Source organism: Vibrio sp. MMH1-50 (assembly GCF_022347645.1).
GTDB classification, from domain to species: domain Bacteria; phylum Pseudomonadota; class Gammaproteobacteria; order Enterobacterales; family Vibrionaceae; genus Vibrio; species Vibrio harveyi.
In genome coordinates, this window is record NZ_JAKRGG010000048.1 from 13,360 (window position 1) to 31,865 (window position 18,506).

The 18,506-nt window shown below is 45.7% G+C and carries 12 protein-coding genes and 6 tRNA genes; 7 read left to right on the forward strand and 11 right to left on the reverse strand.

Annotation, left to right across the window (positions count from 1 at the left end; genetic code table 11):
• Window position 1: 1 nt before the first annotated feature.
• The 3 genes from MHO32_RS23075 to MHO32_RS23085 all read right to left on the reverse strand — a co-directional run bounded on the left by MHO32_RS23075 (window position 2) and on the right by MHO32_RS23085 (window position 4,498).
• Window positions 2-979 (reverse strand): ABC transporter permease, encoded by a 978-nt coding sequence (locus tag MHO32_RS23075; RefSeq protein WP_005446342.1) that lies wholly within the window; start codon window positions 977-979, stop codon window positions 2-4.
• A 144-nt stretch (window positions 980-1,123) separates the two neighbouring features.
• Window positions 1,124-2,677: an ABC transporter substrate-binding protein gene (locus MHO32_RS23080; protein ID WP_005446344.1), complete on the reverse strand. Its 1,554-nt coding sequence runs from the start codon at window positions 2,675-2,677 to the stop codon at window positions 1,124-1,126.
• A 105-nt stretch (window positions 2,678-2,782) separates the two neighbouring features.
• Complete coding sequence (locus MHO32_RS23085) at window positions 2,783-4,498, reverse strand: ABC transporter ATP-binding protein (protein WP_005446346.1); 1,716 nt, start codon at window positions 4,496-4,498, stop codon at window positions 2,783-2,785.
• A 686-nt stretch (window positions 4,499-5,184) separates the two neighbouring features.
• On the opposite strand from MHO32_RS23085, the gene MHO32_RS23090 reads away from it, so the two are divergent.
• Window positions 5,185-5,910, forward strand: a complete 726-nt coding sequence (locus MHO32_RS23090; RefSeq protein WP_050907379.1) for an HAD family hydrolase — start codon at window positions 5,185-5,187, stop codon at window positions 5,908-5,910.
• Between the two features lie 337 nt (window positions 5,911-6,247).
• Here MHO32_RS23090 and MHO32_RS23095 read toward each other — a convergent pair.
• From MHO32_RS23095 to MHO32_RS23115, 5 genes are all read right to left on the reverse strand, one after another.
• Window positions 6,248-6,324, reverse strand: a tRNA-Pro gene (locus MHO32_RS23095).
• A 64-nt stretch (window positions 6,325-6,388) separates the two neighbouring features.
• Window positions 6,389-6,464: transfer RNA gene (locus tag MHO32_RS23100), tRNA-His, on the reverse strand.
• A 47-nt stretch (window positions 6,465-6,511) separates the two neighbouring features.
• Window positions 6,512-6,588 (reverse strand) — tRNA-Pro (locus MHO32_RS23105).
• 76 nt (window positions 6,589-6,664) lie between these two features.
• Window positions 6,665-6,740 (reverse strand) — tRNA-His (locus MHO32_RS23110).
• 35 nt (window positions 6,741-6,775) lie between these two features.
• Window positions 6,776-6,852, reverse strand: a tRNA-Arg gene (locus MHO32_RS23115).
• A 360-nt stretch (window positions 6,853-7,212) separates the two neighbouring features.
• Between MHO32_RS23115 and MHO32_RS23120 the strand changes: the two genes are divergently transcribed.
• Window positions 7,213-7,626, forward strand: coding sequence for a c-type cytochrome (locus MHO32_RS23120; protein WP_239214337.1), 414 nt, complete (start codon window positions 7,213-7,215; stop codon window positions 7,624-7,626).
• A gap of 72 nt (window positions 7,627-7,698) precedes the next feature.
• Here the strand turns inward: MHO32_RS23120 and rep are convergent, their stop codons facing one another.
• Window positions 7,699-9,714: a DNA helicase Rep gene (gene rep, locus MHO32_RS23125; protein ID WP_005446351.1), complete on the reverse strand. Its 2,016-nt coding sequence runs from the start codon at window positions 9,712-9,714 to the stop codon at window positions 7,699-7,701.
• A gap of 170 nt (window positions 9,715-9,884) precedes the next feature.
• Here rep and MHO32_RS23130 point away from each other — a divergent pair, with 170 nt between their 5' ends.
• From MHO32_RS23130 to ubiK, 4 genes are all read left to right on the forward strand, one after another.
• On the forward strand, window positions 9,885-10,466 hold the full coding sequence (locus tag MHO32_RS23130) for a TetR/AcrR family transcriptional regulator (protein WP_005446352.1): 582 nt from the start codon (window positions 9,885-9,887) through the stop codon (window positions 10,464-10,466).
• Between the two features lie 18 nt (window positions 10,467-10,484).
• Window positions 10,485-11,591: a multidrug efflux RND transporter periplasmic adaptor subunit VmeC gene (gene vmeC, locus MHO32_RS23135; RefSeq protein ID WP_005446353.1), complete on the forward strand. Its 1,107-nt coding sequence runs from the start codon at window positions 10,485-10,487 to the stop codon at window positions 11,589-11,591.
• Window positions 11,592-11,602: 11 nt separating this feature from the next.
• On the forward strand, window positions 11,603-14,725 hold the full coding sequence (gene vmeD / locus MHO32_RS23140; protein WP_005446354.1) for a multidrug efflux RND transporter permease subunit VmeD: 3,123 nt from the start codon (window positions 11,603-11,605) through the stop codon (window positions 14,723-14,725).
• Between the two features lie 131 nt (window positions 14,726-14,856).
• On the forward strand, window positions 14,857-15,108 hold the full coding sequence (gene ubiK, locus MHO32_RS23145; RefSeq protein WP_005427244.1) for a ubiquinone biosynthesis accessory factor UbiK: 252 nt from the start codon (window positions 14,857-14,859) through the stop codon (window positions 15,106-15,108).
• A gap of 393 nt (window positions 15,109-15,501) precedes the next feature.
• Here the strand turns inward: ubiK and ilvC are convergent, their stop codons facing one another.
• On the reverse strand, window positions 15,502-16,986 hold the full coding sequence (ilvC, locus tag MHO32_RS23150; protein WP_005446356.1) for a ketol-acid reductoisomerase: 1,485 nt from the start codon (window positions 16,984-16,986) through the stop codon (window positions 15,502-15,504).
• A 142-nt stretch (window positions 16,987-17,128) separates the two neighbouring features.
• Between ilvC and ilvY the strand changes: the two genes are divergently transcribed.
• The gene (ilvY, locus tag MHO32_RS23155; RefSeq protein ID WP_005446357.1) at window positions 17,129-18,019 is read left to right on the forward strand and encodes an HTH-type transcriptional activator IlvY; all 891 of its coding nucleotides are present in this window, start codon (window positions 17,129-17,131) and stop codon (window positions 18,017-18,019) included.
• 408 nt (window positions 18,020-18,427) lie between these two features.
• On the opposite strand, the gene MHO32_RS23160 is transcribed toward ilvY, so the two are convergent.
• Window positions 18,428-18,504: transfer RNA gene (locus tag MHO32_RS23160), tRNA-Asp, on the reverse strand.
• Between the last annotated feature and the right edge of the window lie 2 nt (window positions 18,505-18,506).

The following is an 18,506-nucleotide window of genomic DNA, read 5'->3' on the forward strand; positions in this document are numbered from 1 at the left end:
ATTAAGCTCCTTTTCCAGTTAGGTTCACAGTTGGGTTGATGATGCCGTACAGCAAGTCAACGATGGTATTAGTTACCACGAAGATCAGACCAACAAAGATAACGTAGGCAGTGATCAACGGTGTATCTACACGGTTGATTGCCTCTAGGAAAAGAAAGCCAGTGCCCGGCCATTGGAACACGGTTTCTGTCAGAATGGTGTATGCCACCATGGTACCAATTTGCACACCACCGACCGTCAGTACAGGTAGCATGGTGTTTTTAAGTGCATGTTGGTAATAAATCTTTTGTAAGTTCAAGCCTTTCGCTTTGGCGAACTTAATGTACTCAGAGCTCAGTACTTCCAGCATTTCTGAACGCACCAAACGGATGAACAACGGCAGCATGATAGATGCGAGTGCAATACACGGCAGGATCAGGTGCTTAATACCATCGATGGTAAAGAAGCCAGACTCCCATCCGAGTATATTGGACGTTTCACCCCGTCCAAAGGAAGGTAGCCAACCGAGTTCTATGGAGAAGACGTACATCAACATGATTGCGGTTAAGAACACCGGAATCGAGATGCCGACACTACTCATCGCCATAACGAATTTTGTAAAAATACTCTTCGGATGTATCGCTGAATACACCCCAAGCGGTATAGAGAAAACAATGATAATGAGCGTCGCACCAAACACGAGCTCTAATGTAGCCACCAGCTTATCGAGGATGACCTCAACTGCAGGTCGCTTGAAGAAGTAAGACGTACCTAAATCACCTTGTAGCGCATTGCTCACAAAGCGAGTGTACTTTGTGATAAAGGGATCGTTCAGGCCCAGTTCGTCACGCAGCGCTTGACGCTCCGCTTCTGAAACCGACTGACCTACAAGCTCACGTAGCGGGTCACCCAGGTTATCCTGAATGGCAAACGCCACCAAACTGATCACAAACATCACTATCAGTGCCTGAAACAGGCGCTTGACCAGAAACGAAAACATTCCTTGCCCCTTAACTATCCATAGATCTCTATTCAGAGAGAAAATTCAGTCTAAAAACAACTCAGTCCGACTGAAACAAAACTGAGCCGAGTACGTAGAGTTGAGGAGGGACATCCATCCCTCCTCAACATCGACTAACCGTGATTATTCAACCACTAGGTCACCGAAGTAAGGCATTACCATTGGGTTAACGATGTCTGCAGCTTTCACGTTAGACTTCGCGCCCCAGGCTTCACTTTGCCAGTGTAGCGGTACGAATGCAGCGTCGTTGTACAACGTTGCTTCAACGCCTTTCAGCATTTCTGCACGTTTAGCTGGATCCGTTTCTACGTTTGCCGCTTCAACCACTTTGTCCATTTCTGGGTTAGAGTAATGACCACAGTTGTACTGACCACGACCTGTCTCTTCGTTACGTGTCATGGTTAGGAACTCGTTGAAGTTTGCTGAATCTTCTGTATCTGAGTGCCAACCGATCATCAACATGTCTGCCGCACACTTGTCGAACTCAGGCCAGTATTGCGCTTTAGGCATAGTCTTCAGGTCAACCTTGATGCCGATCTTAGACAGCATTGCCGCCGCCGCTTGCGCCACTTTCGCATCGTTCACATAGCGGTTGTTTGGTGCAATCATCGTTAGCGTAAAGCCATTCTCGTAACCCGCTTCTTTCATCAGCTGTTTTGCTTTCTTAAGATCGTAGCGAGGAACCAGCTTGTCATCATGACCAACGTAGCCTGCCGGGCTTTGCTGACCTGCAGCTGTTGCGAAACCTTTCATGATTTTTTTCACGATGCCTTCGTTATTGATTGCGTGAACAATCGCTTGGCGCACGCGAACATCTTTCAGTGCTTCGTTGTTGCTTTGGTTCATTTGGAACGTGATGATACGCGTACCAGGTAGTGTTACTAGATCGATACCTTTTGCGTCTTTCACACGTTTGTGATCGTTTGGCGCTACTGGGTGGATCATATCAACACCGCCAGAAAGCAGTGCTGCAACACGAGTCGCGTCTTCTTTGATCGGAAGTAACGTCAGTTTGTCTACGTTACCTTTCGACTCTTTATCCCAGTAATCTTTGAAACGTTCGAATTCTACTTTTACGCCCTGCTCACGAGCCGTCACGATAAACGGACCAGTACCAGAAACGTGTGTTGATGCAAATGAGTTACCATGCTTCACTAGCTCAGACTTGTCTTTACCATCTTCGGTTTTACCCGTGTAGAACTTGCTGTCCATTGGGAAGATGTACGTTGCTGTTTGTAGCACTAGCGGGTAAGGCCCTTTAGTCACTAGATCAACCGTGTAATCATCCACTTTCACGATTTTTTCGTACGGGTCAAAGATAGCTTTGAAGTCTGGAGAGCTTTGTAGACGTTCGAAAGTCCACACAACGTCATCCGCTGTCATGTCGTTGCCTGAGTGGAACTTAACGCCTTGACGAAGTTTGAAACGAACCGTCGTATCATTGATACGCTCCCAGCTTTCCGCTAGGCGAGGTTCAAAGTCCATGTCCTGTGTGAAACGAACTAGAGGGTCAAATACCATGTGTGACATTTGCAGCGTACCACCTGATAGCTGCTCGTGCGGGTCTAGAGATACTGGGTCAGCTGCATAGCCAACTTTGATATCTGCTGCCAATGCGTTAAAGCTTAGACCTGCTGCCATTAGCGCCACTGCTAACTTGCTTTTCATGGTTTTCATTTGCATAACTCCTTCATGCGGGAATTCGAATCCCTTGTTGTGTTTGCGTCTTTGTTATGACTAAGGTTTGTTGACCTTGATGGTCAGCCAAGCGAAAAACTTGGTTTATGCCGTTTTGATTTCTTCTCTCAAACCTGTGAATTCAGGCATCAGAGAAATCAGTTTCTTACTGTATTCATGCTGAGGAGCAGTAAACAATTGCTCTGTCGGAGCCACTTCCAGTAGCGTACCCATCTGCATCACACCTACTCGGTCACACATCTGACGAATAACCGGTAAGTCGTGACTAATAAACAGCATGGTGAGATTCAGTTCACTTTGCAGATCTTTCAGCAAGTTTAGAATTTGTGCCTGTACCGATACATCCAACGCAGATGTTGGTTCATCACAAATCAGTAATCGAGGGCGGGTCGCCAGCGCACGCGCAATTGAGATACGCTGACGCTGACCACCGGAGAATTCATGAGGGTATTTCACACCTGCCATTTTGCCTAAACCTACGTGATCAAGTAGGTCATTCACAATCTGGCGCGTTTCCGCTTCATTTTTCGTTAGCTTATGGAAACGAATTGGCTCCGCGATGATGTCAAAAATCTTCATTCGCGGGTTCATTGAGGTATATGGGTTTTGGAAAACCATCTGCATCTGACGACGCAATGGGCGGCGTGCTTTTTCCGATTTAAGCGCCGTCAGGTCAATGCCTTCAAAGCTTACTTGACCTGAGTTTGGTTCATACAAACCAGCAATCACACGTGCGATGGTCGATTTACCTGAACCAGATTCACCCACCAAACCAAACGTCTCACCTTCATGCACTTCAAAGCTAACATTGTTTGATGCTTGCACGTATTCACGGCGGCTTTCAAACAATGAATCTTTGGTTACAAAACGCAGGTTAACGTTCTTCACATCCAATAAAGGACCTGTGTACTCACGTTGGTCTTGGCTTTGACCCAACCAGTGATTCTTAATGTCTAGCTCTTGTAACTCTGTCGCTTCTTCGATGTAGCTCACCAATGGGAAACGATCGAGCTTTACATCAGAACGCGGAACGGCAGAAATCAAGCTGCGCGTATATGGGTGATCAGGGTCGCCCAATACCTTAGCTGTAGGGCCAAACTCCACCAAATCGCCACGGTACATAACCGCCACACGGTCAGTCACGTTTGAAACCACGCCCATGTCGTGCGTAACCAACATACAACCTACGTTGTTCTTGATACACAGTTCGCGGATAAGGTTTAGGATTTGGTCTTGAATAGATACATCGAGCGCTGTCGTTGGCTCATCGGCAATGATAAGGTCTGGCTCACCAGCCAAAGCGATAGCAATAACCACACGCTGACGCATACCGCCAGAAAATTGATGTGGATACTGCTTAAGACGGTTTTCAGGTTGAGGAATGCCAACCTGCTGCATTAGAGAAAGCGCACGTTGATACGCCTCTTCATCCGACACCTTCATGTTGGCGTGAATGGTCTCTTTCAATTGCTGCTCAACCGTAAATAGAGGGTTAAGTGAGGTCATTGGATCTTGGAAGATAAAGCCAATCTTAGAGCCGCGAACCTTACGCATCGCTTCCGGTGTTAAACCAGAAATTTTCTCCCCATCAAGGTACACGTCGCCACTAGCAACACGTCCCGGAGGACTAAGCAAATCAATAACGGCGTTACCAACGGTGGATTTACCCGCACCTGATTCGCCAACAACACCCACAATTTCGCCACGATCGATATGAAAAGAAAGCGATTTCACGGCCGCATGGACACCGTGACGGGATGGATATTCAATACGAAGGTTTTTCACCTCTAATAGTGACATTTCAGACCTCTACTGCCTTGTCTGTGGTATCGAATCGCGCAATAAAAGCGCCATTCATCACCTGAATGAATCCGTTCAAATTCAGAATAATACTCTGAAATCTTAATGCGGAGACAATTTGGCAAAAATTACACAAAAAAGCAACAATTAAAGTATATTCCGCCGAAAAAACATTATTTACACGCACAATGAGCGAATAGAAATGCATTAACAAGTATTTAACCATTTTCATAACACCCCATTTTTGTGCGATACGCACCAATAAAAACAGAAAAATGCTCTAAAATTACGCATAAAGTCACTATTGATAGTATCCCTATTATTCACGCGTCATTGTTAACACTAACCAAACAATATTCCGTTCTTATTGGGATATTTCGACATAAAATGTTACTAACAAAATAGTCTGCATACATAAAAAGCCAAAATTCACTCTAGTAAACAGAGGCGAAAACGTGAGCAGTTCAGCAAAACAAATGAAATCTGTCACCTACCCCAAGTTATGCGTCTGTTATGCGATTTTGTGATTAAGCTAATTTTCTATGGATTTAAAACACTCTCCGAACTGGGAGCTTTGGTGGGGGAAAAGAGAAGTTCAGCCATCAGTTTTACGCTTTCCACTGTCATTTTGAGTGAGATCAGCGATAATCAAGCTCCAACATCGAGTAGTGAATGAAGGAGCCCCTGTGCTTAAAGCGATATTTTTTGATATGGACGAAACGTTATGCGGCACATCTCAAGCCGATAAAGTGGCAGGACAAGAATTTGCTGCTTGGATTGCTCAAAATTACCCGCAAGTCGCCGATTCAACTGCTTTTGTTCAGCGCTACTTGCAAGGCGTATACAAAAAGCTCAATAACGAATTTCCTCAACTTATTGCTCTACTGCCAGATGAAAATGCCTTCCGCTGCGGTTTAATTCAGACCATCTTGGCAGAGCAAAGTATAGAGATTGATACAGAAAAGGCTCAACAGGCGCAGAGCTATTTTGACTCGGCTCGCATGGGGGCTTTTGACTTCTTCCCTGGCGTAAAAGAGATGCTGACCGAGCTACGTCAACACTACAAATTAGTGGTGATCACTAACGGTCCAATCTTCTCACAGCACCCAAAACTCAAAGCAACACAAATGAGCGAATGGGTTGATCACATTATCGTCGGTGGGGAAGAGCCAGAAGAGAAGCCAGCAGCCAGCATTTTCCGCAAAGCACTCAACCTTGTGGATGCAAAGCCAGAAGAGGTGATTCATATTGGCGACTCTCTACCAGCAGACATTGCGGGTGCCAACAATATGGGTATTCTGAGCGTGTGGGTAAACGCAACAGGTACGGAAAATACAACCGATATCAAACCCAACTATCAAGTGCGAGAGACGGTTGAGCTGAATGAAATCCTAAAAACGCTTGCTCAGTAAAGCGCTTAATTCAAGAAACACAAAACCCCAGCCAACGTGCTGGGGTTTCTTTTATCAGCTCGAATCGCATTTAGATCATAGGTGGTCAAAAGCTTCCAAAGCTGTACATATTCGCTGGTATTGAAATGGAATGCAGATTTTTTAGGGTGAGAAATACAAAAAAGCCCCAGTCTTTCGACTGAGGCTTTAAATATTGGTCGATGAAGAGCCATATTCTAACTTCAGGCGAACCCCATATGGGTTCAAATCCATTGAAATATTGCCGACTCATCTAGTCCAAGCGAGATCATAAGCTCTAAAACGACGAAAGCCTGCTAAAAAGCAGGCTTTCTAATAGTGGTCGGTGAAGAGGGATTCGAACCCCCGACCCTCTGGTCCCAAACCAGATGCGCTACCAAGCTGCGCTATTCACCGAACTATATTTACTGATTCTCTCAAATCAGACAGGATACTTCAACTAAGAAGTCACCTAAATTAATGGGGTGGCTAACGAGATTCGAACTCGCGACCACCGGAATCACAATCCAGGGCTCTACCAACTGAGCTATAGCCACCATCAATTTTGCCGTTTACCGCTCTATTATAGCCATAAACTAAATAGTGGTCGGTGAAGAGGGATTCGAACCCCCGACCCTCTGGTCCCAAACCAGATGCGCTACCAAGCTGCGCTATTCACCGACGAATTTTGTTTCGACTCTTGGGATATTTGAATCAAAACTGGAAACTTCACTAATTTAATGAGTTACCGAAATAATGGGGTGGCTAACGAGATTCGAACTCGCGACCACCGGAATCACAATCCAGGGCTCTACCAACTGAGCTATAGCCACCACTATTGTTTGTGCCTTTAATTTGTATTCCGGAATGGCACGCCCGAAAGGATTCGAACCTTCGACCTTTGGCTCCGGAGGCCAACGCTCTATCCAACTGAGCTACGGGCGCATGCCCCATCGGCGGAGAGGAATAATACGGATATCACACTATGCCGTCTAGTACTTTTTTTACTTTTTTTCTCGTTTGGTCTCTTTTTCGACAGTTATCTGCCTTTAAAGTGAATTTTTGATGTGATTCACGCCCTGTCATGGATAACTTGTTGTTTATTGCAACAAGTTATCGGGATATAATCACCCATTATTTACATTGATTTAACAGCTGCAACTTGGTTGTTCAATCACTCTAGACTGTTAGATAAGGTTTTTTGCTCACTATAGAAGCAATCACCTAAAACTTTATCCAACAGCTCTAAATACTCTAACTATATAAATAGGTAAGTCACTTACCTCGGAATGTGAAGTGGGTTTAATGGATATGTCTCGACGAATGATTAGCGTTTTGTTCGCTGCCTTAACTTTCTCTACGGCAGCTTTAGCTTCTGACATCAGCCAAACTGAATACGATGCGATCGCAGAACGCATCAAACCTGTCGGTGATGTTTACCTTGCAGGTGCGGAACCAGTAAAAGCAGAACCAACTGGTCCACGTGATGGCGCGGCAGTTTACGGTACCTTCTGTATTGCTTGTCACTCATCTGGCGTGAACGGTGCACCAAAAACTGGTGATGCTGGCGATTGGGCACCTCGTATTGCACAAGGCAAAAACGTACTGACCAACCACGCAATCCAAGGCTTCAACGCGATGCCAGCTAAGGGTACGTGTATGGACTGTTCTGATGACGAAATCATCGCAGCCATCGACCACATGATTGAAGGTCTATAATAAAGACATCAATGAAAAAGGCTTGCCGCGTGGCAAGCCTTTTTATTTTTGACAAATTAGAACCGTCCGTGACTACTTTTTAAACATTGCACGGATATTGGCAATATGTGCCTGACCTTTCGCCATACGCTCTTCTGCTGATACTGGCTTTTTGTTTGCTTCCCATTCAACGTCATCAAATGGCAGCTCATCGAGAAAACGGCTTTGGGTCGGCTTGATCAATTCACCAAACTGTCGGCGCTCTTTACACATGGTAAAAGTCAGCTCGCGCTGTGCACGCGTAATACCTACGTACATCAATCGACGCTCTTCTTCGACGTTGTCTTCATCAATACTAGTTTGGTGTGGCAAAATACCCTCTTCCGAACCAATCAAGTAAACAAATGGGAACTCGAGGCCTTTCGACGCATGTAGTGTCATCAATTGCACCGCATCACTGTCTTCATCTTCCTCACCACGTTCCATCATGTCGCGCAGAGTAAGGCGCTGAACCACCTCTTTTAACGTCTTTTCTTCTTGGTCGTAGTTATCACCTTCTAAGTCAGCAACAATCCACGAGTAAAGATCAGAAACGTTCTTCATGCGCATTTCCGCCGCTTTCGGGCTTGCTGACGTTTCATACAGCCAGTCTTCATAATGAATATCACGTACAAGTGAACGTACCGCTTCAACGGTATCACCACGCTCGGCTTGATCGGCAATCGCAACTAACCACTGTGTAAAACGACGCAGGTTTTCCAAACCTCGGCCTGTAAGGTGCTGCTCCAATCCCATTTCAAAGCTGACTTCAAACAGACTTTTACCACGCATGTTGGCATAGCTGCCTAACTTCTCTAGTGTGACCGGACCGATTTCACGACGCGGTGTATTCACGATACGTAGGAACGCGTTGTCATCATCTGGGTTCACCAACACGCGCAGGTAAGCCATGATGTCTTTAATCTCGGCACGAGCAAAGAACGATGTGCCGCCAGATAGCTTGTATGGCACGCGGTTTTGCATCAGTGATTTTTCAATCAAACGCGATTGGTGATTACCTCGATATAGAATCGCATAATCTTTATATTCGGTGCGGTTTAGGAACTTGTGCGCAATCAACTCACCCGTTACGCGCTCCGCTTCGTGCTCTTCGTTCTTCGCCAGCAACACTTTGAGTTTTTCACCGTCAGGAATTTCCGAGAACAGCGATTTCTCATACACGTGCGGGTTATTCGCAATCAAGATGTTAGCTGCGCGCAGAATGCGACTCGTCGAACGGTAGTTTTGCTCCAACTTGATCAAACGCAGGTTAGGATAGTCTTCACCAAGTAACACAAGGTTCTGCGGCTTAGCACCACGCCATGAATAAATAGACTGGTCATCGTCACCTACTACGGTCAAACGACCGCGCTCACCAACGATTAACTTCACCAAATCGTATTGGCTGGTGTTGGTGTCTTGATACTCATCCACCAATAAGTAACGAATGCGGTTTTGCCAACGCTGACGTACTTCTTGGTTATTGCGTAACAGTTGTACCGGTAAAGAAATCAAATCGTCAAAATCAAGCGCGTTGTATGCTTTCATCTGCTTTTGGTACATCTCAAAGCAGAATGCAAAGAGCTGTTGTTGCTCACCTTGAGCCAACGCTTTGGCTTGCTCCGGCGTCAGCATGTCGTTCTTCCAGTTGGAAATACAACTTAGCAACTGACGCAGCAGATCTTTGTCGCCATCTAGCTGCTTTTCTGTCAGCTCTTTAAGCAGCGCTAGCTGATCTTGATCATCAAATAAAGAAAAGCCCGCTTTCAAACCAAGGTGCTTGTACTCGCGCTTGATGATGTTTAGCCCCAAGGTATGGAACGTCGAGACCATCAAGCCTTTCGATTCAGCTTTGCCTAATGTCTGCCCTACACGCTCTTTCATCTCACGTGCAGCTTTGTTGGTAAAGGTCACCGCAGCAATATTACGCGCCTTGTAGCCACACTGCTGAACCAAATAAGCAATTTTATTGGTAATTACACGAGTTTTACCCGAGCCAGCACCCGCAAGTACCAAGCATGGGCCTGATACGTACTTAACGGCTTCGTCTTGTCTTGGGTTCAGCTTCATAAAAATTCTCTGCGGGTGGAAATAGTGGCGCCTATGATAAAGGGGTGAGTGTGTGAAAGCTACGGTCATTTTCACGTAATTTTTACACAGAGAGTTGCAACATTTTGTTGCATAAGCGACCACTCTTTACGCTATAATGAATGAACGTTCATTCATTGGGTGGTGGGGTTATGACCAATAACACTACTGGAGATAAATACGAGCAAATCATTGCAGCTGCCGAACGCTTAATCGCTGAGTCGGGCTTTCATGGTCTTTCCATGCAAAAGCTCGCAACTGAAGCAGGTGTCGCAGCGGGCACGATTTACCGATATTTCTCAGATAAAGAACATCTTTTGGAAGAGGTTCGCCTTACTGTTACCAAACGTATTGCGGACGCCGTTCAAGCGGATGTTCATGACGATATGCCTCTGAAAGAGCGTTACCGCACCATGTGGCTCAATATTTGGCACCTTGCTGGTTCAAATTTAGACACCTTAAGCAACCGTGTCCAATATGAATCACTACCTTGTACAAATCGTAAAGGAACTCGGGAACTTGAAAGGCAAATGTTTGCCCAAGTAGATCGTCTTTTCGATCAAGGTAAGGCGGAAGGGGTATTCAAACTCCTAGATAACGAGATTCTTTCAGGGTTGAGTTTCGAAGCTAGTGTTGCGCTTGCTAGAAAACATGCTTTGGGATTTTATCAGTTGGATGAAGACGCGCTGGAAGCAGCCGTTGAAGCTAGCTGGGATGCAATTATTAAACACTAACTTGGAGTTCTTAATAGAATGAAAAAGTGGACTTTCTTTATGTTGCTTATCGCGATTCTCCTATTCGGGAGCGTGATAGGTTTCAATTTATTCAAGCAACAGAAAATTGCTGAATACATGGCGAATCGTCCGGAACCAGAATTCCCAGTAACCGTAACAGAAGTAAAAGCGGTTGATTGGGTTCCTGTTATCGAGGCAATCGGCTTCATTGAACCTAACCAAGGTGTCACTGTTGCGAACGAAACCAGCGGCGTGATCGATAAGATCTCTTTCGACTCTGGTACTCAAGTTGAAGAAGGCCAACCTTTGGTTCTTCTGGACTCTGAGGTAGAAAAAGCAAACCTTAAGAGCTCACAAGCAAAACTGCCAGCAGCTCAAGCTAAGTACAAACGCTACCAAGGTCTTTTCAAAAAAGGCTCTATCTCTAAAGAAGCGTACGACGAAGCTGAAGCAAACTACTTCTCACTTAAAGCGGACATCGAAAGCTTGAAAGCGACCATTGACCGCCGTGAAATCAAAGCGCCTTTTGCTGGCGTGGTTGGTATTCGTAATGTTTATCTTGGTCAGTACCTACAAGCAGGTACCGATATCGTTCGTCTTGAAGACACCAGCGTGATGCGTCTACGTTTCACTGTTCCTCAAACGGACATCTCTCGCATCATGCTAGACCAAGAAGTGGACATCTTTGTTGATGCTTACCCTGATAAGCCTTTCAAAGGTTCTATCTCAGCGATTGAACCAGCAGTTAACGTTCAAAGTGGTCTGATCCAAGTTCAAGCCGACATTCCTAACAGCGATGGCAAACTTCGCAGCGGTATGTTCGCGCGTGCAAACATCATTCTGCCTAAGCTAGAGAACCAAGTAACGCTGCCACAAACGGCTATCACGTTTACGCTTTACGGCGACAACGTCTACATCGTGACTGAAGAAGACGGTGAAAAACGCGTTAAACAGCACGTTGTGAAAGTGGGTGAGCGTACTAAAGACATCGCGCATATCCTAGAAGGCGTGAAACCAGGTGACGTCGTGGTCACATCGGGTCAAATCCGTCTAAGTAACCACGCGAAAGTGACTATCGTTGAAGATGCAGCACTGACACCACCTGCTGAAACACCAATGCTTTAATTGGAGGCATCATGCGCTTTACTGATGTTTTTATTAAACGTCCAGTTTTAGCGGTATCGATCAGCTTTTTGATTGCGTTGCTTGGTTTGCAAGCCGTATTCAAGATGCAAGTTCGTGAATACCCTGAAATGACAAACACGGTGGTTACTGTAACCACCAGTTATTACGGTGCGAGTGCCGACCTGATCCAAGGCTTTATTACCCAGCCTTTGGAGCAAGCGGTAGCGCAGGCCGATAATATCGACTATATGACTTCATCCTCGGTGCTTGGTACGTCTACCATTACCGTAAACATGAAGTTGAACACCGACCCGAATGCGGCGCTGTCTGACATTCTGGCAAAAACCAACTCCGTTCGCTCACAGCTTCCAAAAGAAGCGGAAGACCCAACAGTAACGATGTCGACTGGCTCGACTACCGCGGTACTGTACATTGGCTTCACCAGTGACGAGTTGTCTTCTAGCCAGATCACCGACTATCTTGAGCGTGTAATCAACCCGCAGCTATTTACGGTAAATGGTGTATCGAAAGTTGACCTATACGGTGGTATGAAATACGCGCTACGCGTATGGCTAGATCCAGCGAAAATGGGCGCACTTAAGCTGACAGCAACCGACGTGATGACGGTACTAAACGCCAACAACTATCAGTCGGCAACCGGTCAGGCGACAGGTGAATTCGTACTTTACAACGGTAGCGCAGATACTCAAGTATCCAACGTTGCTGAACTCGAAGCGCTGGTTGTTAAAACTGGTGAAGGTGACGTCATTCGTCTTGGCGACATTGCGAAAGTGACCTTAGAGAAGAGCCACGACGTTTACCGCGCAAGTGCGAACGGTCAAGAGGCTGTAGTTGCAGCGATCAACGCGGCACCAAGTGCTAACCCAATCAACATCGCGGCAGATGTGCTGAAACTTTTACCTCAATTAGAGCGTAACTTGCCAAGCAACATCAAAATGAACGTGATGTACGACTCAACTATCGCCATCAACGAATCTATTCACGAAGTTGTGAAAACCATTCTTGAAGCGGCAGTTATCGTACTTGTGGTAATCACTCTGTTCCTTGGTTCATTCCGTGCGGTAATCATCCCTATCGTTACTATCCCACTATCATTGATTGGTGTTGCGATGGTAATGCAGGCGATGGGCTTCTCGTGGAACTTGATGACACTTCTGGCAATGGTACTCGCCATCGGTCTGGTGGTGGATGACGCGATCGTGGTTCTTGAGAACGTCGACCGTCACATCAAAGAAGGGGAATCGCCGTTCCGTGCCGCTATCATTGGTACTCGTGAAATCGCTGTGCCAGTAATCGCAATGACACTGACATTAGGTGCGGTATACGCGCCGATCGCACTAATGGGCGGTATCACGGGCTCGCTATTTAAAGAGTTCGCATTAACCCTAGCTGGCGCGGTATTTGTGTCTGGTATCATCGCTCTGACTCTGTCGCCGATGATGTGTTCAAAAATGCTTAAGGCAAATGAAGAGCCAAGCAAGTTTGAGCAAAAAGTACATCACGTATTGGATGGCATGACCAACCGCTACGAGAAAATGCTGACCGCTGTTATGGCGCACCGCCCAGTGATCATTGCTTTCGCGATCATCGTGTTCGCAACGCTACCAATTCTGTTTAAGTTTATTCCAAGTGAATTGGCTCCTTCAGAAGATAAAGGCGTAGTGGTACTAATGGGTACAGCACCTTCGAACGCGAACTTGGACTACATCGAACACACCATGAATGACGTGAACAAGATTCTGTCTGATCAGCCAGAAGTAGAATACGCTCAGGTGTTTAACGGTGTACCAAACTCAAACCAAGCGTTCGGTCTAGCAACTCTTAAACCTTGGAGTGAGCGTGAAGCGAGCCAAGCTGATATTACCAAACGTGTAGGTGAACTAGTCGCTCACGTACCAGGTATGTCAGTTACCGCATTCCAGATGCCAGAGCTTCCTGGTGCCGGTTCAGGTCTGCCAATTCAGTTCGTTATCACCACACCAAACAGCTTCGAGAGCTTGTTTACTATCGCAAGCGATATCCTAGCTGATGTGTCTACCAGTCCAATGTTCGTCTACTCGGATCTGGATCTAAATTACGATTCAGCAACGATGAAGATCAGCATCGACAAAGACAAAGCCGGTGCCTACGGTGTGACCATGCAAGACATCGGTGTAACGCTAAGTACTATGATGGCAGACGGTTACGTAAACCGTATCGACCTAAATGGTCGTTCATACGAGGTTATCCCTCAGGTTGAACGTAAATGGCGTCTAAACCCAGAGTCGATGAAGAACTACTACGTGCGTTCGGTTGACGGTAAAGCGGTACCATTAGGAAGCTTAATCACGATTGATGTTGTTGCAGAGCCTCGCTCACTGCCTCACTTCAACCAGCTAAACTCAGCAACGGTTGGTGCAGTACCTGCTCCAGGCGTAGCAATGGGTGATGCAATCAACTGGTTCGAAGACGTAGCACAAAACAAACTGCCATCAGGCTACAACCATGACTATATGGGTGAAGCTCGTCAGTTTGTAACGGAAGGTAGCGCACTATACGCAACTTTCGGTTTAGCACTGGCGATCATCTTCCTAGTACTGGCGATTCAGTTTGAATCTATCCGCGATCCAATCGTAATCATGGTATCGGTGCCGCTAGCGGTATGTGGTGCATTGATTGCTCTGGCGTGGGGTACGGCATCGATGAACATCTACTCGCAGGTTGGTTTGATTACTCTAGTTGGTCTGATCACCAAGCACGGTATCCTGATCTGTGAAGTAGCGAAAGAAGAGCAGTTACACAACAAACTGTCTCGTATCGATGCGGTAATGGAAGCGGCGAAAGTTCGTCTACGTCCAATCCTGATGACAACAGCGGCGATGATTGCAGGTCTGATCCCACTGATGTACGCAACAGGCGCAGGTGCAGCTCAGCGTTTCAGTATCGGTATCGTAATCGTTGCCGGTCTAGCAATCGGTACACTGTTTACGCTATTCGTACTGCCTGTGATTTACAGCTACCTAGCTGAGAAACATAAGCCACTGCCAGTATTTGTTGAAGACAAAGACTTAGAAAAGCTAGCTCGAGTGGATGAAGCAAAAGCTGCTCATCGCGAATTAGCTGATAATAAGTAAGCGTAAAGCACTAAGAAAAAGGTCACTTCGGTGACCTTTTTTATTGCTGCTCTCTTTTTTACCATCTAAATGGCGACTTTCCCGTATCATTTACATAGAATGTGGGCAAATCAAAAGGAGTTTTAGCCACTATGTTTGACCCAAAGAAATTAGAGCAAATCGCTAAACAAATTCACGAATCAATGCCACAGCCAGTAAAAGAACTAGGCGCGGATGTTGATCAAAAAGTTCGCCAAGTAATCCAAGGTCAGCTAAACAAGCTAGACGTAGTTAGCCGCGAAGAATTCGACGTACAAACTCAAGTTCTGCTGCGTACTCGTCAAAAGCTGACAGAAATGGAAAAGAAATTAGCAGAGCTTGAAGAAAAGCTCGCTGATAAATAAGCGACAAGCGACAAGCGACAAGCGACAAGAAAATTATAAGGGTTGATGTGAGAACATCAGCCCTTTTTGTTTATTGGGATTCGGGGGTTCGCTTCTATTTTGCCTTCTTAAGGACAAAATTCACCTTTATAAAAACAAAAAAGGCTTGGTCAACGGCGACCAAGCCTTTTAATTAGATGTTGTGTTTTATGTTGTATTTATTGACCCCAGCCTGTCTGGAGTTCTTATCTGCTTTGCTTTAATGCAATTACGCAGATTGTATATTCGAAGCTAAGAGCTTTAGTCCCTTAAACGAATTGCGCTGAATTAAGGTTTCATTTCTAGGAGAAGGCGCGGAGTTTACGATAGTAAATGAGCACCTTCGACACCGAAATGGAACCTTAAGGCAATTAATTAGCCGCCTACAGCGATGTTCTTCATATCAGTCATATACCCACGTAGTTCTTCACCAATGTATTCCACTGGGTGGTTACGGATAGCATCATTTACAGCGATAAGAGTCGCGTTATCTACTTGGTTAGAAGTTTCACCTAGACCCTTACCAATTACGTCAGTATTTACTGCTGGCATAAACTTCTCACGTAGAAGCGGTGTTGCTACGTTAGCGAACAGGTAATTACCATATTCCGCAGTGTCTGAGATAACCACGTTCATCTCGTATAAACGCTTACGTGCGATAGTGTTCGCGATCAGCGGTAGCTCGTGTAGAGACTCGTAGTAAGCAGACTCATCGATAATGCCAGATGCTGTCATTGCTTCGAACGCTAGCTCAACACCCGCACGAACCATAGCAACCATCAGGATACCGTTGTCGAAGTACTCTTGCTCAGAGATTTCTACGTCAGTTTCTGGGTAGTTTTCGAAAGCAGTTTCACCCGTTTCTGCACGCCAGCCTAGTAAGTTGGCATCGTCGTTTGCCCAGTCAGCCATCATAGTGCTAGAGAAGTGACCTGTGATGATGTCATCCATGTGCTTGTTGTATAGCGGACGCATCAGCTCTTTTAGCTCTTCAGAAAGCTCAAATGCTTTTACTTTTGCTGGGTTTGATAGACGATCCATCATGTGAGTGATACCACCAAACTTCAGTGCTTCAGTGATGGTTTCCCAACCGTATTGAAGAAGCTTACCTGCGTAGCCTGGATCGATACCATCAGCAATCATCTTCTCGTAACATACGATAGAACCAGCCTGTAGCATGCCGCAAAGGATAGTTTGCTCACCCATTAGGTCAGATTTCACCTCAGCAACAAAAGAAGACTCTAGACAGCCGGCACGGTGACCACCTGTTGCTGCTGCCCAAGCTTTCGCGATATCCCAACCTTCACCTTTAGGGTCGTTCTCAGGGTGAACAGCGATAAGAGTCGGTACACCGAAGCCACGCTTGTATTCTTCACGAACTTCCGTACCCGGACATTTAGGCGCAACCATTACTACCGTTAGGTCTTTACGGATTTGCATACCTTCTTCAACAACGTTGAAACCGTGTGAGTAGCCTAGTGCTGCGCCTTCTTTCATCAACGGCATTACCGTCTCAACAACGTTTGTGTGTTGCTTATCTGGAGTAAGGTTTACGACTAGGTCAGCTTGTGGAATTAGCGTTTCGTAGCTACCTACTTCAAAGCCGTTGTCTTTTGCGTTTTTGAATGACTGGCGTTGCTCATCAATCGCCGCTTGGCGAAGCGCATAAGCAACGTCTAGACCAGAGTCACGCATGTTCAGACCTTGGTTAAGACCTTGAGCACCACAACCTACAATGACCACTTTCTTACCTTTTAGGTAATCTGCTTCTGATGCGAATTCTTCGCGGTCCATAAAGCGACAACGACCAAGTTGGTCCAATTGCTCACGCAAGTTTAGGGTATTGAAATAGTTAGCCATCTGGGTGCTCCTTAACATTCTTCCATAGAGGTCGGTACTTGTGTTACCGAATGAGTTCATACTAAAACAGACATTCTGTTGCTGAAAGTGATATATTCACAATTACTTATTGCAATTAATGCAACATGGAAGTGAAGATTTAATGAACATCAAAAGCCTGCAGTTATTCATTCATCTATGTGATAGTAAGAGCTTCGCTAAGACAGCGGCGGCAATGCATATCAGCCCTTCTGCACTAAGCCGGCAGATCCAGAAATTGGAAGAAGAAACGCATCAACAGCTGTTCTTGCGTGATAACCGAAGTGTCGAATTAACGGTTCAAGGAAAGAAGCTATTACCTGTTGCACTAAAGATCTTAGGGGAATGGCAGCAATACCAAAGTTACGTCAAAGGAACGGAAGACGAGTTAAAAGGGGAGATACGTTTATTTTGCTCGGTAACGGCAAGTTATAGCCATCTCCCAGAGCTTATTTCCGAATTCCGCATTCAGCATCCATTTATTGAATTCAAACTCTCTACTGGCGATCCAGCACAAGCCATCGATAAAATATTGGCGGATGAGGCTGATATCGCGATCTCTGCAAAACCCGATCAACTACCAGCTAAAGTCTCCTTTGAACCAATCAGTGAGATTCCCCTATCGGTGATAGCACCAGTTGGAGTCAGCAGCTTTGCAGAAGAACTACAGAAAGAAAATCCGGATTGGTCAACAATACCTTTTATTCTCCCAGAAGCAGGCACAGCGAGAGAAAGAGCGAATGTTTGGTTTAAGCAAATGAAGATCAAACCAAATATCTACGCACAGGTGGCAGGACATGAAGCCATTGTCAGTATGGTGGCCTTGGGCTGCGGAGTTGGTATTGCACCGGATGTGGTAATCAACAACAGCCCTGTCAGAGAGAAGATAAATAGGCTTAAAGTTTTGCCTATCAAACCATTCGAACTTGGTGTTTGCTGTATTAAAAGCCAGTTAGAAAACCCTTTAGTTAAAGCATTATGGGAAGTGGCAGAAAGTAAATATATCTCCCTGTAGGCATACCTCATTCAAATAGGAATGGAAGCCCGTTACTCACGTAATGGGCTTTTTGTTTACAGTCAATCTTGAACATAAAATCTAGAGCAGCACAAAAAGAGCTCAACGTCACTGTTCATATAACAAAGATAGTGCTAGAAAAACGATGAGAGTAAGTAAGCACTTACGTTTGGATAGTTTTAAGGCTTAGAAAATAGCCAATGGCAGAAGAGAAATAAGACCTTTATCCCACAGAGTTCGCTATGCTGCAGGCACTGGGCTCTGAAGATATCAACCCAATCCAAAGGGTGTTTTTCTAAATAAGTGGCAAAACTACAGAGATGCCTAGCTGGATTTGCGCACTCGGCAGGAAAATTATTCTGCTCTAAAACGACAAAACCCAGTCCGAAGACTGGGTTTCTAAATAAGTGGCGGAGCGGACGGGACTCGAACCCGCGACCCCCGGCGTGACAGGCCGGTATTCTAACCAACTGAACTACCGCTCCGC